General features: G+C 56.9%; 15 protein-coding genes. 14 read left to right on the top strand and 1 reads right to left on the bottom strand.

The window, feature by feature from the left end:
* Window positions 1-4 precede the first annotated feature (4 nt).
* The 11 genes from ccoO (at window position 5) to Mag101_RS11950 (ending at window position 11,233) form a co-directional block, all read left to right on the top strand.
* A complete protein-coding gene (gene ccoO, locus Mag101_RS12000) occupies window positions 5-622 on the top strand; it encodes a cytochrome-c oxidase, cbb3-type subunit II (protein ID WP_077405279.1) in 618 nt (205 codons plus the stop codon).
* A 12-nt stretch (window positions 623-634) separates the two neighbouring features.
* Window positions 635-859 (top strand): cbb3-type cytochrome oxidase subunit 3, encoded by a 225-nt coding sequence (locus Mag101_RS11995; RefSeq protein ID WP_077405276.1) that lies wholly within the window; start codon window positions 635-637, stop codon window positions 857-859.
* A complete protein-coding gene (gene ccoP, locus Mag101_RS11990) occupies window positions 856-1,764 on the top strand; it encodes a cytochrome-c oxidase, cbb3-type subunit III (protein ID WP_198039983.1) in 909 nt (302 codons plus the stop codon). The genes Mag101_RS11995 and ccoP overlap by 4 nt, the downstream gene beginning before the upstream one ends.
* A gap of 148 nt (window positions 1,765-1,912) precedes the next feature.
* Window positions 1,913-3,328, top strand: coding sequence for a cytochrome c oxidase accessory protein CcoG (ccoG, locus tag Mag101_RS11985; protein WP_077405273.1), 1,416 nt, complete (start codon window positions 1,913-1,915; stop codon window positions 3,326-3,328).
* Window positions 3,329-3,404: 76 nt separating this feature from the next.
* Entirely contained in the window at window positions 3,405-3,941 is a 537-nt protein-coding gene (locus tag Mag101_RS11980) for a FixH family protein (protein WP_232325008.1), read from the top strand.
* 16 nt (window positions 3,942-3,957) lie between these two features.
* Window positions 3,958-6,456 carry a heavy metal translocating P-type ATPase gene (locus Mag101_RS11975; protein ID WP_232325007.1) on the top strand — a complete coding sequence of 833 codons (2,499 nt, stop codon included), beginning with the start codon at window positions 3,958-3,960 and terminating at the stop codon, window positions 6,454-6,456.
* Between the two features lie 35 nt (window positions 6,457-6,491).
* Window positions 6,492-6,761, top strand: a complete 270-nt coding sequence (gene ccoS, locus Mag101_RS11970) for a cbb3-type cytochrome oxidase assembly protein CcoS (RefSeq protein ID WP_077405267.1) — start codon at window positions 6,492-6,494, stop codon at window positions 6,759-6,761.
* The gene (locus Mag101_RS11965) at window positions 6,761-7,654 is read left to right on the top strand and encodes a sulfite exporter TauE/SafE family protein (RefSeq protein WP_232325006.1); all 894 of its coding nucleotides are present in this window, start codon (window positions 6,761-6,763) and stop codon (window positions 7,652-7,654) included. Before ccoS ends, Mag101_RS11965 begins: the two co-directional genes overlap by 1 nt.
* Window positions 7,655-7,858: 204 nt before the next feature.
* Window positions 7,859-9,292: an isoprenylcysteine carboxylmethyltransferase family protein gene (locus tag Mag101_RS11960; RefSeq protein ID WP_232325005.1), complete on the top strand. Its 1,434-nt coding sequence runs from the start codon at window positions 7,859-7,861 to the stop codon at window positions 9,290-9,292.
* A 20-nt stretch (window positions 9,293-9,312) separates the two neighbouring features.
* Complete coding sequence (locus Mag101_RS11955; protein ID WP_077405264.1) at window positions 9,313-10,791, top strand: hypothetical protein; 1,479 nt, start codon at window positions 9,313-9,315, stop codon at window positions 10,789-10,791.
* Complete coding sequence (locus tag Mag101_RS11950; protein ID WP_077405261.1) at window positions 10,778-11,233, top strand: GtrA family protein; 456 nt, start codon at window positions 10,778-10,780, stop codon at window positions 11,231-11,233. Before Mag101_RS11955 ends, Mag101_RS11950 begins: the two co-directional genes overlap by 14 nt.
* Before the next feature lie 35 nt (window positions 11,234-11,268).
* Here Mag101_RS11950 and nadC read toward each other — a convergent pair whose 3' ends face one another.
* Window positions 11,269-12,126, bottom strand: a complete 858-nt coding sequence (nadC, locus tag Mag101_RS11945; RefSeq protein WP_077405258.1) for a carboxylating nicotinate-nucleotide diphosphorylase — start codon at window positions 12,124-12,126, stop codon at window positions 11,269-11,271.
* 409 nt (window positions 12,127-12,535) lie between these two features.
* Here nadC and Mag101_RS11940 point away from each other — a divergent pair, with 409 nt between their 5' ends.
* The 3 genes from Mag101_RS11940 (at window position 12,536) to ampD (ending at window position 18,596) form a co-directional block, all read left to right on the top strand.
* A complete protein-coding gene (locus Mag101_RS11940; RefSeq protein WP_077405255.1) occupies window positions 12,536-14,878 on the top strand; it encodes a DUF1631 domain-containing protein in 2,343 nt (780 codons plus the stop codon).
* A 566-nt stretch (window positions 14,879-15,444) separates the two neighbouring features.
* Window positions 15,445-17,787 (top strand): DUF1631 domain-containing protein, encoded by a 2,343-nt coding sequence (locus Mag101_RS11935; RefSeq protein ID WP_232325004.1) that lies wholly within the window; start codon window positions 15,445-15,447, stop codon window positions 17,785-17,787.
* 221 nt (window positions 17,788-18,008) lie between these two features.
* Window positions 18,009-18,596, top strand: a complete 588-nt coding sequence (gene ampD / locus Mag101_RS11930) for a 1,6-anhydro-N-acetylmuramyl-L-alanine amidase AmpD (RefSeq protein WP_077405252.1) — start codon at window positions 18,009-18,011, stop codon at window positions 18,594-18,596.
* The last annotated feature ends 13 nt before the right edge of the window (window positions 18,597-18,609 follow it).

Here is an 18,609-nt window from a genome sequence, read left to right as displayed (position 1 = left end):
AATCGTGAAGAATCATGACTTAGTAGAAAAAAACATCGGTTGGATGATTTTGTTCACCGTCATTGCGATTAGCTTTGGCGCGCTGGTTGAAATCGTTCCTCAGTTCTTTATCAAAGAAAACAACGAGCCGATCGCAGGCCTGAAACCTCTGGGTCCCATCGAGCTGGAAGGCCGCGATATCTACATTCGCGAGGGTTGCCACGTTTGCCACACGCAGATGATTCGTCCTCTGCGTGCGGAAGTGGAGCGCTATGGCCACTACTCCATGGCGCAAGAGTCCGTGTATGAGCACCCCTTCCTGTGGGGCTCCAAGCGTACTGGTCCGGACTTGGCTCGTGTTGGTGGTCGTTACTCCGACGAGTGGCACCGCGCCCACATGTACGACCCGCGCAACGTGGTACCGGAATCCATCATGCCGGCTTACCCGTGGCTGTTCGACAATATCGTGACCGGTGAGCACACTGCGGCAAAAATGCGCGCGATGCGCACCGTCGGTGTTCCTTACACTGATGAAGATATTGCCAATGCCGGCAAGCCTTTTATTGGTGGTCGCGTAACTGAAATCGACGCGCTGGTAGCCTACCTGCAGCAGCTGGGTACTCTGGTACAGCAAAAGCGTTAAGCGAGGTGCTCGGTGGATATTGATATTCTGCGGCAAATTGGTGTGGTTCTCGGTTCGCTGGCATTCCTCGGGGTTTGCTGGTGGGCTTTTTCGCCAAAACGTAAAAAACGCTTTGAGGAAGATGCCAAGCTGCCGTTTGCCGACGAGCAGGAAACTCTAGATAAGGGCGCTCGCGAGAGCGATAGCACGGCCGAAAAGAAGGCCGGTGAGAAACAGAAACAGGGGCAGGACAAATGAGTACATTTTGGAGTGTTTGGGTAATTGTGCTCACCCTCGCCAATCTTGCATTGGTAACTTGGATTCTTTTTGCAAACCGCAAAGTGGCGGTGAATGATCAGGACGACCCGGAAAACAAAACCACTGGCCACGTATATGATGGTATCGAAGAGTATGACAACCCGCTGCCTAAGTGGTGGTTTTTGCTGTTTATCATCACCCTTGTGTTCTCTGTTGCGTACCTGGTGATTTACCCGGGTATGGGTAACTTCAAGGGCATCGGCGGCTGGACATCCGTTGGTGCACTGAAGGCAGACCAGGCCAAGGCCGAAGCGGACTTCAAGGAAACCTACGGTAAGTACGCAGAAATGCCGATTGAGCAGATCGCGGAAAACCGCGATGCGCTGAAAATGGGCGCGCGTATTTTTGCCAACAACTGTGCCGTGTGTCATGGCGCTGATGGTGGTGGTAACTACGGCTTCCCAGACCTGACAGACAACGACTGGCTGTACGGTGGTTCTCCGGAAAAAATCCTCGAGACCCTGCACAATGGCCGTCAGGGCATGATGCCGCCGCAGGAGCCGATTATCGGTGGTGACGGTGTGAAGCAAGTGGCTGAATATGTTCTGTCCCTGAGTGGTCAGGAGCACGACGCGGCGCTGGCGGAGCAGGGTGCACAGGTATTTGGCACTGTATGTATGGCGTGTCACGGTGCGGACGGCAAAGGCAACCAGGCTCTGGGTGCGCCGAACCTGACCGACGACATTTGGCTGTACGGCGGTACTCGCGAAGAGATTCAGCACTCTGTGCGCGGTGGCCGCAGCAACAACATGCCGTCTCAGAAAGACAAGTTGCGCGATGACAAGATTCGTCTGGTTGCAGCTTACGTTTACAGCCTGTCACGTCAGGAAGACGTACAGCAGTAAGCTTGTTTGCTAGAGCTTATTGAACAGGCGGGCGGCGAATGATCGCCGCCTCAGCCTGAGGGAAGGGCACCGCAGGGAAGAAGAACAAGCCTCATTGCATCCACTGCAGGAATGCCCGAATGACACAATTTCGGGGGAGTGAGGTATTGTGAGCGATAGAATTCCGACCCGTGAAGAGCAAGATGGTGATGGCGAAGTCCGCTACCGGATGCTCTACGAATCCGACGATAAAATCTATATTCGTCATATCCGTGGTGTTTTCACCCGAATCCGTAAATACACCGGCCTACCACTACTTCTCGCTTTTTTCTTTATACCCTGGCTGAACATTGATGGTCAGCAGGCGGTTCTGTTTGATCTGCCCGCGCGGCAGTTTCATATCTTGTGGGCTACCTTCGGTCCGCAAGATGGCATTCTGCTTGCGGGGCTGTTGATCATTTCTGCTTTCGCTCTGTTTGCGATTACCACCTGGCTCGGTCGCGTGTGGTGTGGCTTTACCTGTCCGCAGACGGTGTGGACCCTGATGTTCATCTGGGCGGAGCGGGTGTGTGAAGGCGATCGCGCCAAGCGCATGAAGCTGGATGCGGCACCCTGGGGGGCAGAAAAAGTGTTGCGTAAAAGCGGCACGCACGCGATCTGGTTGTTTATTTCCCTCGCGACAGCACTGGCATTTGTCGGCTATTTTTACGGCATTCGCGATCTTGTGGTGGATTTGGCCACCTTCCAGGCCCATCCCCAAGGGGTATTCTGGGTAGCGTTCTTTACCTTTGCCACCTACATGAATGCCGGTTTTATGCGTGAGCAGGTGTGCAAATACATGTGCCCCTACGCACGTTTTCAGTCGGTCATGTACGACCAGGATACCCTTGCTGTCTACTACGACGCCCGTCGTGGCGAAGCCCGTGGCCCGCGCAAGAAAAATGTGGATTATAAATCCCAGGGCATGGGCGACTGCATCGACTGTTACTGGTGTGTACAGGTGTGCCCGGTAGATATCGATATTCGTGATGGCATGCAGTACGAGTGCATCAACTGTGGATTGTGCGTGGATGCGTGCAACAGTGTGATGGACAAGATGGAGTACCCGCGTGGGCTTATCCGCTTCACCTCTGAGGATGAGCTGGAGACGGGCAAAACCCAGTATTTGCGCCCGCGTCTGCTGGGCTATGGGCTGGTGCTTCTCATCCTTATCGGCGCCTTCGCCCATCAGGTAGTGACGCGCTCGCCGGTGCAGGCGGAAGTGCAGCGTGACCGCGGTGCCCGCATGTATCGGGTGTCACAGGGTATGGTGCAGAATGTCTACACGGTCAAAATCAATAATATGGATCAGCGCCCGCACGAGTTTACCGTGCGCATAGACGGCAAAGAGGGGTACGATTATTCCTTGCGTATGCAGGGGAATCCCTATGTCGTTCCCGGCGAGATATACTCTGTGCCGATTCGGGTTAGTGTGCCCAAGGAACAGCTGAAGGATACCAAGCACGACATCTATATTGAGATTCAGGCCAAAGATGCGCCCGAGCTCAAGGATCGTCACAAGACCGTGTTTATCGGTCCCAAGTAGCCAGCGGGGGCTTTGCCCCCGAGCAGGCATTTATTCCAATTAATTCGTAGATTTAGAGTTCGGGTTCAATAAGTTCGTGCCTCAGAAAAAAAATTCCCAATCGCCAGGTGTCTGGTACCGCGAGCCCTGGTTCTGGGTGGTGATGGCGCCACTGGTGGTGGTGGTGATCGTGTCTTTTTCTTTGCTGTCCATTGCTGTGCGGCATGGCGATGACGTGGTGAGCGATACCTATTACAAGGACAGTCGCCTGTATCACTACCGTGCTGAGCAGGACCAGCAGGCGAAAGCGCTCGGTCTGGCGGGCATGCTGTTGTTTTCTCCGGAGGAAAAGTCCGTGTCCCTCGATTTGCGTGGGAGCCTTGAGTACCCGGAAAAGCTGTTGCTGATCCTCAGCCACCCGGTGGAAGCGGACCTGGATGAGCATGTGGTGCTCGAGCAGGTTTCCATCGGCCGCTATCGCGGAGAAGTCGCCGCACCCATGCGCCACCGCTGGTATTTGCAGCTGATGCCGGAACTGAACCCGGAGAACTTCGACCAGGCGGAGTGGCGGCTGAAAGGGGAGATTAATTTCAATATTGGCAATGGAGTGCCCCTGAAGCCTGCGGAGCAATGAATCCATGGGTGATTCGATGAGCGATTCTCTCGCGCCGGATTCTTCTGCTGTTGATCCTTCCCGTGTCGCTGCCGAGCCCAGCGATTGCTTCCACTGTGGTTTGCCCGTGGCTGAGGGCAGCCAGTATTCCGTCACCATTGATGGGGTTGCCCGCCCCATGTGCTGCCCAGGCTGCGAAGCTGTTGCCGGGGCGATCGTCGCCGGTGGCCTGGATAACTTCTATCGGTTTCGTGAAAACAGCAGCGAACGCCCCGAAACATCGTCGCAGGACCAGCGCTGGCAAGCGTATGATCTGCCGCAGGTGCAGGCAGAGTTCGTGCGCGATTTCTCGGGTTCCCTCCACGGAGTCGATACTGCTGAACCTCTGAAGGTTGCCAGCCTGCTGGTGGGCGGTATCACATGTGCCGCCTGTGTGTGGTTAATCGAAAAGCAGCTGAAGGCGATGCCTGGCGTGCACCGCGTTTCGGTCAATGCCAGTACCCATCGTGCGCAGATCGTGCTTGACCTGTCACAGGTCAAATTGAGCGAGTTGTTTGCTGCGCTCACCCGCATTGGCTACCGTCCTTCTCCGGCAACCGCGGCCAACAATGAACAGCTGATCCAGCAGGAGCGTCGCACCGCTATGCGGCGCCTGGGGGTGGCTGGTCTGGGCACCATGCAGGTGATGATGTTTGCCATTGCCCTCTACTTTGGCGGTAACAAAGGCATCGATGTTCAATTCGAGCAGTTCTTCCGCTGGGTGTCTCTCATCGTCGCAACACCGGTGGTGTGTTATGCGGCGCAGCCGTTTTTTGCGGCGGCCTGGCGCGCCCTGCGCAGCGGCCACCTGATAATGGATGTACCGGTCTCGCTGGCCATCGGGCTGGCCTATGGTGCCAGTGTTTATGCCACGGTTTTCGACACCGGCGAGGTGTATTTCGAGTCCGTCTCCATGTTCACCTTTTTCCTGCTGTTGGGGCGCTTTGTCGAGATGCGCGCGCGTCATCGGGCGGGGCTGGCCAGTGGCGGGCTTGCGCAGCTGCTGCCGTTAGCCGCCCTGCGTCGCGGAGAGGATGGTGAGCTTGAATCCGTGCCGGTGGCGGCGCTTGCGGTTGGCGAGCACATCCTGTTGCGCCCGGGGGATACCGTGCCGGTGGATGGTGTGGTTACCGAGGGTGCGAGTGGGGTTGATGAATCCATTCTTACCGGCGAGTCTGAGTTGCAGCAGAAGGTCAGCGGCAGCCGTGTATTTGCCGGTAGTGTGAACAGCGATTCGTCGCTCACCGTGCGGATTTCCGCCGCCGGCAGTGGCACACGCCTATCCGCAATCGAAAAGCTGGTGGAGCAGGCGCAGCTGGACAAGCCGGAGCAGGCGGCGCTCGCCGACCGGATTGCCGGGCGGTTTATTGCCGCAGTACTGTGTATTGCGGTGGCCGCTTTTGTATTCTGGTGGCAGCAGGACCCGGGGCGCGCGTTCTGGGTCGCCCTGTCGGTACTTGTGGTTACCTGTCCCTGTGCACTGTCACTGGCGACGCCCGCAGCGCTGGCGGCGGCGACGCTCCGTTTGCAGCAGCTGGGACTTTTGGTTGCCAAGGGGCATGTATTGGAAACCTTGCCCACGGTCGATCGCGTGATCTTCGATAAAACCGGGACCCTTACCGAGGGTGCACCGCAATTGCGCGTGGTGACACCGCTCAGGGACGGCGTTTCTCAAGAGTCGGCGCGCGATATCGCTGCCGCCCTGGAGGTGGAAAACAATCACCCGCTGGCGCGCGCGTTTCGCCCCTGGTTTGGCAATCGTTCGGCCAGCAACCTGCGTGCGGTGACCGGGCAGGGTGTGGCAGGCGTATGTGACGGTGTCGAATACCGTCTGGGTGCGCCACGCTTTGTCGGTGAAATCTGTGCTTCCGGGTTTGAGATATCTACCCCCGCAGAGCCCGGGCAGTGGTTGTTACTGGGTGATGGTTCGGGGCCGGTAGCCTGGCTTGGGCTGGGCGATGATATGCGTCCCAGTGCAACCGGTGCGGTGCACATGCTGGGTGAGCAGGGCGTCGCGGTTGAGTTACTGAGTGGCGATCAGTCTGCAGAAGTGCCGCGCCTGGCAGGCCTTGCGGGTATCCGCAACTATCAGGCAGGAGCCTCTCCCGAGCAGAAGCTGCAGCAGTTGCGACGACTGCAGAGTGACGGTCAGCGCGTATTGATGATTGGCGACGGCATCAACGACGTGCCGGTGCTGTCCGGTGCCGACGTATCCGTGGCGATGATGTCGGCGGCGGACCTCGCGCAATCCAGGGCGGATGCAATCCTATTGAAGGGCGATCTCTGCGCCTTGCCGCGCGCGTTTGCCCTGGCGGCGAGTAGCCGCAAAATTATCCGGCAAAACTTGCGGTGGGCCATTTTGTACAATCTGCTGGCGCTGCCTCTGGCTTTCCTCGGGCTGGTGCCACCTTGGGCCGCCGCCATCGGCATGTCGTTGAGCTCTCTGCTGGTGGTGGTTAACGCGCTGCGTTTGTCGCGCTGGCAGCCCGCGGCATAAATCCGATGATGCCGAAATCCTATTTCGAGGTTTAAGTGGACAGTATTTTTCTTCTCGTGCCCATCGTGATCGTCTTTGTCGCCTGCGCGGTGAAGTTTTTCTTCTGGGCGGTGAACAATGGCCAGTACGATGACTTGGAAACGGAAAGCCGCCGGATCTTGTTTGAAGACGACCGCAAGCCTCTAAAACAGGCTGATACGGAGCAGACAGATACGGAGCAGGCTGAGACAGTGCGTGCTGAGGTACCACCGGGGGCATCCGCAAGCAAAGCGTCGAGTGCTAGTGACGAGCGGAAGCCGGACTGATGACGGATTGGACTTTTCTCGCCGCTGCGCTGGCGATCGGTTTTTTGGGCAGCAGTCACTGCATTGGTATGTGCGGCGGAATCTCCGGTGCACTTGGGTTGGCGGTACCGGGGGAGAAGCCCCAGTGGCCCAAGTTGCTCGGATACTCGGCCGGACGCATCGCCAGTTACGCGTTGATGGGACTGCTTGTGGGCAGCCTCGGTGCCTTCCTGGCTGCAGATTTGGCCGCTGGCCTGGCGCCACTGCGTATTGTCGCGGGAGTGATGCTTATCGCCATGGCGCTGTACCTGGCGGATTGGTGGCGCGGGCTGGTATGGCTGGAGCGCGGCGGTGCGGTTTTGTGGCGCGCAGTGCAGCCCTTGTCGCGACGCCTGTTGCCGGTAAAGTCGACCCCGCAGGCGGTAGCGCTGGGTGCGGTTTGGGGTTGGCTGCCCTGTGGGCTGGTATACAGCGCGCTGACCTTCGCGCTTGCCCAGGGGAGCGGTAAGCAGGCAGCGCTCGCCATGTTCGCCTTCGGTCTGGGCACTGCCCCTGCGGTGCTGGCGACCGGCATGGCGGCCGCGCGCTTGCGCAAGATTGTGCAAAAGCCAGGGGTGCGTTTATCCATGGCGTCCCTGGTGCTGGTGTTCGGGGTGTGGACACTTTGGGGAACCCTGGGGCATGGCGCTCATGGCGCTCACACTGGCCACGATGCTCACAGTACTCACAATATCCACGGTACTCACAATACCCCCAGCGAGCAGGGTGTAACTCTGGGTGTCACTGAGGTCCACGGCGAGCACTCGATGCATGCCAACCACAAGGGCCACGGCACTGAAGCTACCGACACGGTGCCGCAAACTGAGCCGGCCGAGCAGGAAGAAGCTCCAGCGGAGCATGAGCACCATCACTGAGAGCAGTCAGGTGACCCGTCGGGTGACTAGTTGGGCGACTTAACTGACTATTGGTTCTCCCCTTATCCAGTGATGTCCTGAGGATTCTGGCGGTGCTCCGGGTATGGCGGTAAACTGGTGCAAATATGACCTGTGGTCTGGCCGCCCCATCTGGTATTTTTCGTGATGCCAAAACTTGGTTCGGCTGTACAAGTTGGACCGAGCATGAAGAAAATAAAAAGTAAAAATCCGGCCTCCAAAAAGCCAGCCGCGCAGCGCGCCTCTCCGTCTCGGAAGGGTGGGGCGGATGCTGTCCCGTCCTGTCCGGATGCCCCCACCAATATGTGGATCAACCTGTTTGCCCTCGGCGTGTCGCTCGCTGCGGTTTTCTGGTTGCGGGAATACGGTCAGGATCTGCATGTCAAAACCCAGTCACTGGTGCTGGTTGCTGTCGCATTGGCATTGCCAATCATCCTGCTGGAATGGGTCTTCATTAAGCCGTGGCGCAATCCGTCCGCCGGTCTCGACTTTCGCCGGGTGAATTTCAATTGGGGCCGCACCGCCCTGAAGCTGGTGGGTTTTTATCTCACGATTGGCTCGGTGGCGTTTGTGTACTGGCTATTCCCCGAGTATCACGGTTCCTTTTACGATAATTATTACGCGGTGGTAAAAGCGGTGTTGCCCTGGTGGATGGCGCTGGCGGTCCCCTATTTTTACCTGGTAGATGGTGCCATGCAGTCACCGAAAGATGGCTACTGGCAGCTCGGAAGCTGGGTGATGGGGAATACCAAAGAGGTATCGGGCAAAGCCGTTGGCCAGTTGTACCTCGGCTGGCTGGTGAAGCTGTTCTTCCTGCCGCTGATGTTTGTTTATCTCGGCAATAATCTCACGAACCTGCTGAATTTTGATTTTTCCAGTCTGCTGGTCAATTTCAAATCGGTCTTTGATTTCACGTTCAATTTCCTTTTCTACATTGATCTGCTGTTTGTCACCGTGGGTTATGTGTGCACCCTGCGCCTGTTCGATTCACATATCCGCACCGTGGAACCCAGCTTCCTTGGTTGGGGGGTGGCACTGATCGGATACCAGCCATTCTGGAGCCTCTTTTCCGGCACCTATCTCAAATATGACGATGCGCCGGCGTGGGGATACTGGTTCTGGGATACCCCCTGGGCCTACAGCCTCTGGGGTTCTATTATTTTGCTGCTCATTGCCGTTTACGTATGGGCCAGTATTCCGTTTGGAATCCGTTTTTCCAACCTGACCCATCGCGGCATTCTCACCAACGGCCCTTATCGGTTTACCAAGCACCCGGCATACATCAGTAAAAACATTTCCTGGTGGATGATCTCCATGCCGTTTATGGTCAGTGCGAGTGGGACCGAGGCCCTGCGTCAGTCTCTGCTGTTATTGATGGTGAACTTTATCTACTTCATGCGCGCGCGCACCGAAGAGCGTCACCTGTCCTGGGATCCGACTTACGTCGCTTACGCACATTACATTGGCGAGCGTGGGGCTTTTGCATTTTTGGGGCGCTGGTTCCCCATACTGCGCTTTGGACACGGCCGGCTCTTTTACCGTGGCAAAGATGCTCCGGCTGTCGAGCCGCTGGTATCTGGCGCCTCAACATCGGCTAAACCCGCCGCTAAACCCGTGTAGTCCCGGAGCCGGCCGCAACGATGAAATTCGATTTTTTCAAGCGTGACCAAGGTGCGCTCCTGAGCAGGGGGGGCGATCTGGCCTTGATCGTTCTGCCCCAGGGAACACTGCATATTGACCGCCGTTGGTTGTTGTATGCGGGACTGTATCTGTTGATCGCGCTGGGTATCTGGCTGCGCATCGACCATATCCTTACGTACAACCCAATTGACTTTATCTGGAGTGATCCGCAGCGGCATTGGGAGCAGGGCACGGAAACCCTGCGCACCGACCCCATGACGCTCACCGACCCGGTGATGTACCAGCTGTATATCGGGATGCTTGCCAAGCTGACACTGGGTGAGCCACTGCTAATCGCGTTTTACACGGTGCTACTCGCCTGTGTTACCCCGTGGATCTGGTATCGGTTTGCGCGCGAGTTATTGTCGTCGCGCCTGATGGCAACGGCCGTGTGGGCCGGAATTTCGCTACTGCCTTCGTGGATCGCAATATACGGCTACTTCATGCAGGAGACCCTGTTGTTGCCGTTGCTGGGGGCTGCGCTCTATGCCAGTTGGCGCTGTCGACGTAAGCAAACACTCGCAAGCTTCCTGTTGATGGTTGTGCTCTGGGCGGCCGCCGGATTGACGCGGGGTATCGCGATTCCGTTTGCCGCCGTCGTTACCACCTGGCTGTGGCTGGTGCAGCCGCAAAAGATTGCCAAGGCCGGCTATAGCCTGTTGGTACTTGGCCTGATCATGGGGCCACTGGTGTACCGCAGCTATTCCGCCATGCACCTGGTCGCGCCTCACGGTATTGGCAAGTTGAATGAACTGTATGCGCGCTCCGGCAAGCGCGACATTCATATTAGCTACGATCGCAATGGTGCGCGCTGGGTGTACTGGTTTGCCTCGCCGGCGATGGATGCGAAACCCCTGGCACCGCTTAGCGACTGGAGCGCAAACCGGGAAGGTGTGGTAAAGGCTGATATCGATATCACCAATGGTTCCGAAGATTGGGATGCGGTGATGGCCGAATATCCGCTGACGTTCGCGCGCTACCTGCAGCTGACCGGCGACAATCTGGTGAATTTGTTTTTTGGTTCTTCCTGGCCGGATAATAACCAGGCTCGCTGGCTGGAGGCCGTGAACCATCATACGCGCTGGGTGTGGGCGCCCATTACCCTGCTGTTAATGCTGGCTGCCCTGTTGTACTGGCGCCGACTCGGCGGTACGCGGTTATTGAGTGTACTCCTGTTTACCTGGGTTCTGGTGCAGGGATTGCTGCCGATTTCTGTGAATGAAGGCCGCTATCGCAAGCCCGTAGAAGGGTTGCTGCTGGTGCAGGCGGTGGTGCTAGCGGGGGCAATGCGGCGGCGTCGTGCCGATGATGCCGCAGCCGCAGATACCGTATCGCCTGAGTCGGTGGAACAGGAGGGCACCGTGGTGGTCGAACCTTCACTTATTTCACAGGCCCTTGAACCAGTTGAGTCCAAACCGCAACATCATGCCCCAGTCTGACCCCACATCCGCCGAGTACTCCTCGTCCGACCGGCAAAGCACCGCGTGGCTGTTGCGGCCACTGTATGGCCTTGCGCGCAGGCTCGGGAGTTTTATTCTGGTCGGCGGGGTAGCAACGGCGGTCCAGTACCTGTTGTTGATCGTGCTGGTGGAGCTGTTTGGCGTGTTTGCGGTGACTGCATCGGCGGTCGCCTACGGTGGTGCCGCGGTGGTCAGCTACCTGCTGAACTTTCACGTGACGTTTCATGGCCGCGCCGGGCACCGGCAGGCGCTGCCAAGATTTATTGTTGTGGTGGCTATTGGCCTGGGGGTGAATACGCTGAGCTTTGCTCTGCTACTGTTGTTTTTGCCTTACGTGTTTGCGCAGGTAGGGGCAACGCTGGTGACGTTGGTGAGTAACTACTTGCTGCACCAGTACTGGATATATCGGCCCTCTGCATAATCCCTACACCTAGCGCTGTTTATACGGGGCTTTATTTACTCCGAGTACAGGCGCAAAGACAGGTCGATGGCACGCAGGTGCTTGGTCAGGCTGCCTGAGGAAATGTAATCGACTTCCAGGTTCGCCAGTTGTTGCAGGCGGGCTTCATTCACACTGCCGGAAATTTCAATCTTGGCCCGGCCCTTGGCCAGTTTCAGTGCCTGCTCTGTCATGTCATCGGTAAACTCATCCAGCATGATCACGTCGGCGCCGGCATCGAGTGCCTGCTGAAGTTCTTCCAGACTTTCCACTTCCACTTCCACCAGCGCACCGGGTTTAATCTGATGGGCCTGCTGGACCGCATTGCGGATGCCGCCGGCTGCGGCGATATGGTTTTCCTTGATTAAAAATGCATCGTAGAGACCAATGCGATGGTTCTCGCAGCCCCCGCAAAGTACGGCGTACTTCTGCGCGGTACGCAGGCCGGGAATGGTTTTGCGGGTATCCAGGATTTTTATCTGGGTGCCAGAGGTCAGCGCTGCATAGGTTGCTGCGGTGCTAGCAGTACCGGAAAGCGTCTGTACAAAGTTCAGTGCACAGCGTTCGCCGGTCAGAATGGAGCGGGCGTTGCCGTCCAGTTCAAATAATGTACTGTTTGCTTCGACGCGTTGGCCGTCTTCCACGTGCCAAATGACATTCAGCGCAGGATCGAGCTGTCGAAACACCTCGTCTACCCAGGCGCGACCACAAAATACACACTCCTCACGGGTGATCACCCTGGCGCGGGCTTGGCGCTCGGCCGGAATTAGCTGTGCCGTGATGTCCCCATCGCCCACGTCCTCTGTCAGTGCATCGCGTACTGAGCGCTGGATGTCCGGGACAAGGTTGGGGATGTTGGCAGTGGCGGGCGTCATACTCGAACCTCAATAGTACTCGCCTAAATAAAGACGAAATCCGAAAGCAGGGGCATTGTGGGGCGCCAATACTAGCAAATCTGCTCGCAAGAAGAACGCGTATAAGGTGTCGGCAGCGAGCTGAGCGGGCTGCTTTGGGGCTTACCGGTGTGGGTACCTGTGAATGAAGTCGCAAAAACGGTCTAGCGATTCTGTCTGAGGTTGTTTGTTGACACGAACTGTCTTTAGAATCAACGGTCGACCAAAATAGGTTGCCTTGCTCTCTGCTTCCTTTGGCTCAAAGGTGGTGTTTCGGGCCGATAAGCGAGAGCGCAAGAAATCCAATAATTCGAGCACGGTGGCTTCCCAGGGCTGCTGTGATGCATCACCGGAATCTTCCCCAGCGGAAGACCGGACGAGGCTAGATGGCATGAAAGACAGCGAACGTTCACCTTCCAATGTGGTCTCCCTGCAGGGTGGCACACGTGGCAAACGTGAATCTCATACGGATGCGAGCCTGCCAGCGGCAGTTGAAGTGGTGCGCGACAAGGCGCAACAGCAGCTTGTGGAGCTGGCCAAACAAGTCTTCGCCAAGGTCGATGATTCGCTGTTTGCGATGGCCGAGAAGGCGCACGGGCAGGATGAGCAGGATGGGCTTTTTCAGGCGCTGCGTCTGTTGCGTGTAGAGCGTCGCCGCGTTGTAGAGCTGTTTGCCGACAAATGTGCGCAAGCATTTTATGTGCAGGAGGCTGCCTCCGAAGACGAAGACCCTTACGCGGCAGATAATCTCTCCCTGGTGCATAACGACGATCTCGAGCAGCTCGTTGCTGTCGACACGATGGTCGCGAATGCCAAGCGTGATTTCGCTGAATCCCTGTCCGCAATTTCTTTGCGCCTCGATACCCTTCTTTCCGTCAAGATCTACGACAAGAACAACCCTCTCGGCCCCGACGCAATTTGCGATGCTTTTGTAGAGGCAGTGCGCACGCTGGATCTGCACATTCGTGCCCGCCTGACCCTGCTGAAGAAGTTTGAGCAGGTAGTGATGGCGAACCTTGGCAAAGTCTACGATGAGTGCAACAACCTGTTTGTTGAGCAGGGGGTTTTGCCAGCTCTGAAGCAGCAGCGGAGTGCGCGTCCGCAGCGTCAGGCATCCCGTCCGCAAAGGCAGCAAGGTGCACCGGTTGACGGGCAGGTTGCTCCGGAGCAGGGTGCTGGGGTTCCACAGCAGGGTGCGGCGTACTCAGGTTCTCCTGTTGGAGGGGGCTATGGACACGGCCTTATCCCACTGGGAAGTGGTGTCGCGCCGATGGCCCCGCAAGATCTGCTTTCCCATCTTGGTGCGCTGCAGTCTCACTTGCCGCAGAACTATGGCGATGGTCAGGTTGAGCTGCTCAACGTCAACAGTCTGCTCCAGGGGCGTCTGGTTGAAGCGCGTGAATCTGCCTCACTGGCAAAGATGGATAGCGATATCATCAAGCTGGTGGAGATGCTGTTCTCCTTTATTCTTGAAGACCGGAATCTGGCTGAGCCAATCAAGTCGCAGCTGGGTCGCCTGCAGTTGCCGCTGTTGAAGGTTGCGATTGCCGATAAGTCGTTCTTCAGCAAGGGTGGTCACCCGGCCCGTAAGCTTCTGAATGAACTGGCCGATGCGTGTACCGGCTGGCAGGCAAAAGACAACTACGAGAAAGACCCGCTGTACAAAAAAATCAGCGAAGTGGTTGCCCGTGTGCTCGCAGAGTTCGACCAGGATATTAATATTTTCTCCACCCTGTTGGAGTCTTTCCGCGAGTTTATCCTGCGTGAGCGCAAGCGCGCTGAGCGCCTGGAACGGCGGATCGTGGATGAGGCCGACGGCAAGGCCAAGACGCAGGCTGCACGTGCCCGGGTTGCGGCGGTGATGGACGCTTTGATGGCCGAGCGCGACTTGTCGCCGGTGGTTGCCGATTGGTTACAGAAGGTCTGGAGCAATATGCTGTTCCTGACCTGTATCAAAGAGGGTACCGACAGCGAAACCTGGAGTCGGGATGTGCGTACCGCCCGCGATCTGGTGTGGAGTGTGCATGCTCCAATGCCGGAAAGCCGTAAACAATTGCTCGGGCTGTTGCCTGCGCTGCAGGATCGCCTTAAGGCCGGCGTGGAAGCGGTTTCCCTGAATACTTTTGAAGCGCGTCGTTTGTTCGCGGGTCTCAAGGAGATTTACCGCGAGCGCTTTGCCTTGGCTCAGCGCCTGATACAAGAGCGCAGCCAGCAGGTTGAGCAGGAAGCGCGTGCGATGGCAGAAGCCGCCAGTCAGTCTGAGGTGGTAGAGCAAGAACCTGTGGCAGTTGCTGAAACAGAGGCTCATGAAGTTGAGAAGGCGACTGCGAGCGAGGCCGTGCAGGAGGTTGTGGCAGAGCTTCCAGAGATGGAAGCGTTGGAGCAGGCCGTTGCCGAAGTTGAATTGCAGCCAGAATCTCTCGAGGGTGAAGATATTCCCGAAACCGATACCCACTGGCAGCAGACGTTCCGTCTGGCACAAGGTAGCTGGTTCGAGCTCAAGCGTGGCGAGGAAGAGCAGTTCCGCTGCCGCCTGGCCGCGGTTATCAAAGATATTGATCAGTTTATCTTTGTTAATCGCAACGGTGCCAAAGTGGCGGAGTTCACCCGCGCGGAGCTGGCAATTGCGCTGCGCAAGGGCGAGTTGATGTCTATGGATGACGGCATGCTATTCGAGCGCGCTCTGCAATCGGTTATTGGTACCGTGCGTAAGTCCCGGGGGGAGATGCACTGATTCCTCCTTTTTGGGGTGCTCTCATGGTTGCTGGGGTGCCCGGGGGTTGCCATCCTATCCACTAAATGTAACGATTTGTCTCCAAGCAGTCGTGGCATCTAAATGCACAATTTGGCTGCCATCCCTCCTGAATATCATGCCTTTGTGGTACATCCGTACAATTTTCAAAGAGATTCACGCAGATTGGTCCCTTTTGGCACTTGCGTGTCATTGTGCTTTGCAGGATATTGAGGGCATGTTTTGAGACATCGGTCGCCTTTTGCCTCTTGATGTCACAGCTTTTATAATCATGAGTCATAGATTTCTGCGGTTTTGGCGCGCAAACCATTATGAGTGCGCCAAAAATTCGCACTGATGACCAGATGCATTCTGTTCGGATCGTTGGTTTTTGAGATAGGTACCCGAGCAGGTGCGCGTCAAACCGATGCCAGGAAGGGCATACTGGGGTGAGCATGGACGATATGGAAAGAAGTAATAACGAGCTTTTTGTAATCAGTGGTGGCGGGAAGTCGGGGCGAGGTGGTGCCTCTGGGGTTAAGTCTGCCACCCGACAACTAAGTAAAACCGTGAGCCTAGTCAATCAAAAGGCCATTCAGTGGATCCAGTCCCGGGTGGAGGAAGTCTTTGCCCAGGTCGACGACTCCCTGTTTACGATGGCGGAAAAAGCACATCAACAGGACGAGCAAGACCAGCTGTTCCAGGCTATTCGTGCGATCCGTGTAGAGCACAGCAACCTTGTTGATAGCTTCTGTGACGGTGTCGAAGAACGTTTTCACCACCCCCGCAACGATTCCCCCGGCGAGGATGCCGAGCTTGATTTGCGTGCAGCCTCTAACGGTCTGTCGCTTGTCAATAATGACGACCTGGAGCAGCAGGTCGCTATCCGTTCCATGGTAGCCAATATTCGTCGGGATCATGCCGAGCCTATCGCGGCACTTTCTCTGCGCCTTGACACCTTGCTGCCAGAGAAAATTTACGATGAAAACCTGCCGTTAGGCCCCGCAGCGATCTGCGCGGCCTTCGCGGATGCGCTCGATGATGTGGAAATTTCCCTGCGCGCGCGGATGACGGTGCTGAAGAAGTTTGAATTGCAACTCGCCAATCGGTTGGGTGAATTGTACGAGGACTGTAACAGTCTGCTGATCGAGCAGGGGGTTTTGCCGCATATTCAAGACCCGCTGCGTGAGCGGAGCCGCCACGGAGGTGAGAAACCGCCGATACCTGGCGCGCCGACTGCACTAGTAGAGCCGCCGTTGGCCGGTGAGCCAGGGGTGCAAATACCTGGCGCTGCAGATATTCCTGCCGCGGGTATGCCCGCTGGTTTTGCTGCTGGTGCGGGTCAGCCCGGGGCCACTGGCTACCCCAGTGCGGGCGCGGGTTCTGCCGCAAGCTATTCTGGTGGACCTGGTTTGGCTCCAGCCGGAGCGGGCGTTCCAGCCATGGCAACACCCACGCTGTTGCAGCAGTTGGGTCATTTCCAGATGTCCATGCCTGCGCATACCGGTGCGACCGGTCAGCTGGTAAATGTTACCGAGTTGCTACAGCAAAGCCTGGTTCAATCCGAGAAAAGCGCTTCGTTGCACGAGCTGGACAGTGAAGTTATCCGCCTTGTGGATATGTTGTTCTCGTTTATGCTCGAGGACCGCAACCTAGCCGAACCAATCAAAGTGCAATTGATCCGCATGCAGCTGCCTATGTTGAAGCTGGCTGTCGGGGACAAGGCATTTTTCAGCAAGGGTGGGCACCCCGCACGTCGCCTGTTAAACGAGCTTGCTGACGCCGCCATTGGCTGGCAGCCAGGCGAAAATTATCTGAATGATCCGCTGTACCGGGAAGTCTGCACTATTGTCGAGGCGGTACTGGCTGAGTACGACCGAGACGAACAAATCTTTGTGCGCCTGCTCGAATCTTTCCGTCAGTTCTCTGCGCGCGAGCGCAAACGTGCGGAAGTGATGGAGCGCCGCACCGTAGACGAAGCCCAGGGTACTGCGCGTGTTGAGGCCTCCAAGGCTCGTGTCGCCGCTGTATTTGACGCCCTGACCGCCGAGCGCAAGTTGCCGAAAATTGTGCATGAGTGGCTAAACCGGGTTTGGAGCAGCGTCCTGTTCCGCGCCTGTCTCAAGGAAGGTACCGATAGCAGTGCCTGGCGTCAGCATGTTCTGACCGCACGTGATCTGATATGGAGTGTGGTTGCACCCATGCCAGAAAGCAGTGTGAAAATGCGTCGCCTGTTGCCGGTGCTGAAAAAGCGTCTTGAGGCCGGTGCGCAATCGCTTTCGTTGAGCCCGGGTGATCGTCAGCGTCTGATGGGCGGCTTGGATATGCTCTACCGTGAACGCCAGAAATTGGGCGAGCGCGTCGAGTCAGAGCGTGAACGGCGTACCCGAGAGCGTCTGGTACAAGAGTTGCGTCGCGAGGCCGATAGCGTGGTGTCCATTCCGGTAGAGGAAGCGACTAACGCTGCAGTCATCGAAGAGCAAGTGGCTGAAACACAGGTACTGGATGAATCCCGTGAGTTGCCGGCGGAGCAGAAGGCGCTGCCGGAGGTGGAAGAGATTCAGCAAGTGGTCACCGAGGCTGCTGCGGCGAATTCAGAGGACCTGAAGCCGTTGCCCAGCGATGACAATCACTGGCAACAGACTTACCACCTCAAAGACAGCTGGTTCTTACTGCGCCGGGCGGAAAAGCTTCCGGTGCGCTGTCGACTGGCTGCAATCATCAGCGACCTGGACCAGTTTATGTTTGTAAACCGCCAGGGTGCGAAAGTTGGTGTTTACTCGCGCCTGGAGCTGGCACATGCCTTGCGCAACGAGGAACTGTTGCCGCTGGAGCAGGGGCCTCTGTTTGAGCGAGCGCTGGAGTATGTAGTCGGCAACTGTGGCGAAAGTAAAATCGCGATCAGCGTTTAGCTTTCTGCTGTGTCCTGCTGAGCGCGTATAGTCTTGTGACCCGCTGGTCTCTGCGCGCTTCTAATTCCATTTGTATGTCTATAAGGGTGTTTTCTGTTCAGAAAGTGCCCGTTTTTCGCAAAAAAGCTATATTCCTCCCGTAACTCGTATCAGCGCCTATTGGCAGACTCTTCGTCGCTTCCATAAAATAACTTCGTGCCCAGTTTCAGCGGAGTCATGTTTTGAAATATCAGATCCAGTCAGGGTGGCTTTCCGGTGTACGCCGGGTCGCGAGTCCGCACTGCAATGCGCGTCCTGAGAATACCGATGTGGATCTGTTGGTCATTCACAGTATCAGTCTCCCTCCCGGTCAGTACGGTGGCGCCTTTATCGACGAATTTTTTCTCGGCCATCTGGATATCGATGCGCATCCGTATTTTGCGGAGATAGCCACCTTGCGTGTCTCTGCACATTTATTGATCGATCGGAATGGGCGGGTAACTCAATATGTGCCGTTCACCGCACGTGCCTGGCATGCGGGGCAGTCCACCTTTTGCGGGCGGGATAACTGTAACGATTTTTCCATTGGTATCGAGCTCGAGGGGCTCGACACCGATACCTTTACCGCGGAGCAATACACCTCGCTGGCGGAGGTCACAGAGGCGATTGTCGAGGAATACCCTGGTATCGATCGATCGAGAATTACCGGGCACTCGGATATTGCACCCGGTAGGAAGTTGGACCCGGGGCCCGGGTTCCATTGGAGTGAATATTTTCACGAGCTGGATGCGCTCGCCGGAAATAACAAAGGCGATCTGCCCAAGGCCTAGCGTGGGGTGGGTT

The sequence above is a fragment of the Microbulbifer agarilyticus genome (assembly GCF_001999945.1).
GTDB lineage: Bacteria > Pseudomonadota > Gammaproteobacteria > Pseudomonadales > Cellvibrionaceae > Microbulbifer > Microbulbifer agarilyticus_A.
This window is presented reverse-complemented; position numbering and strand designations above follow the sequence as displayed.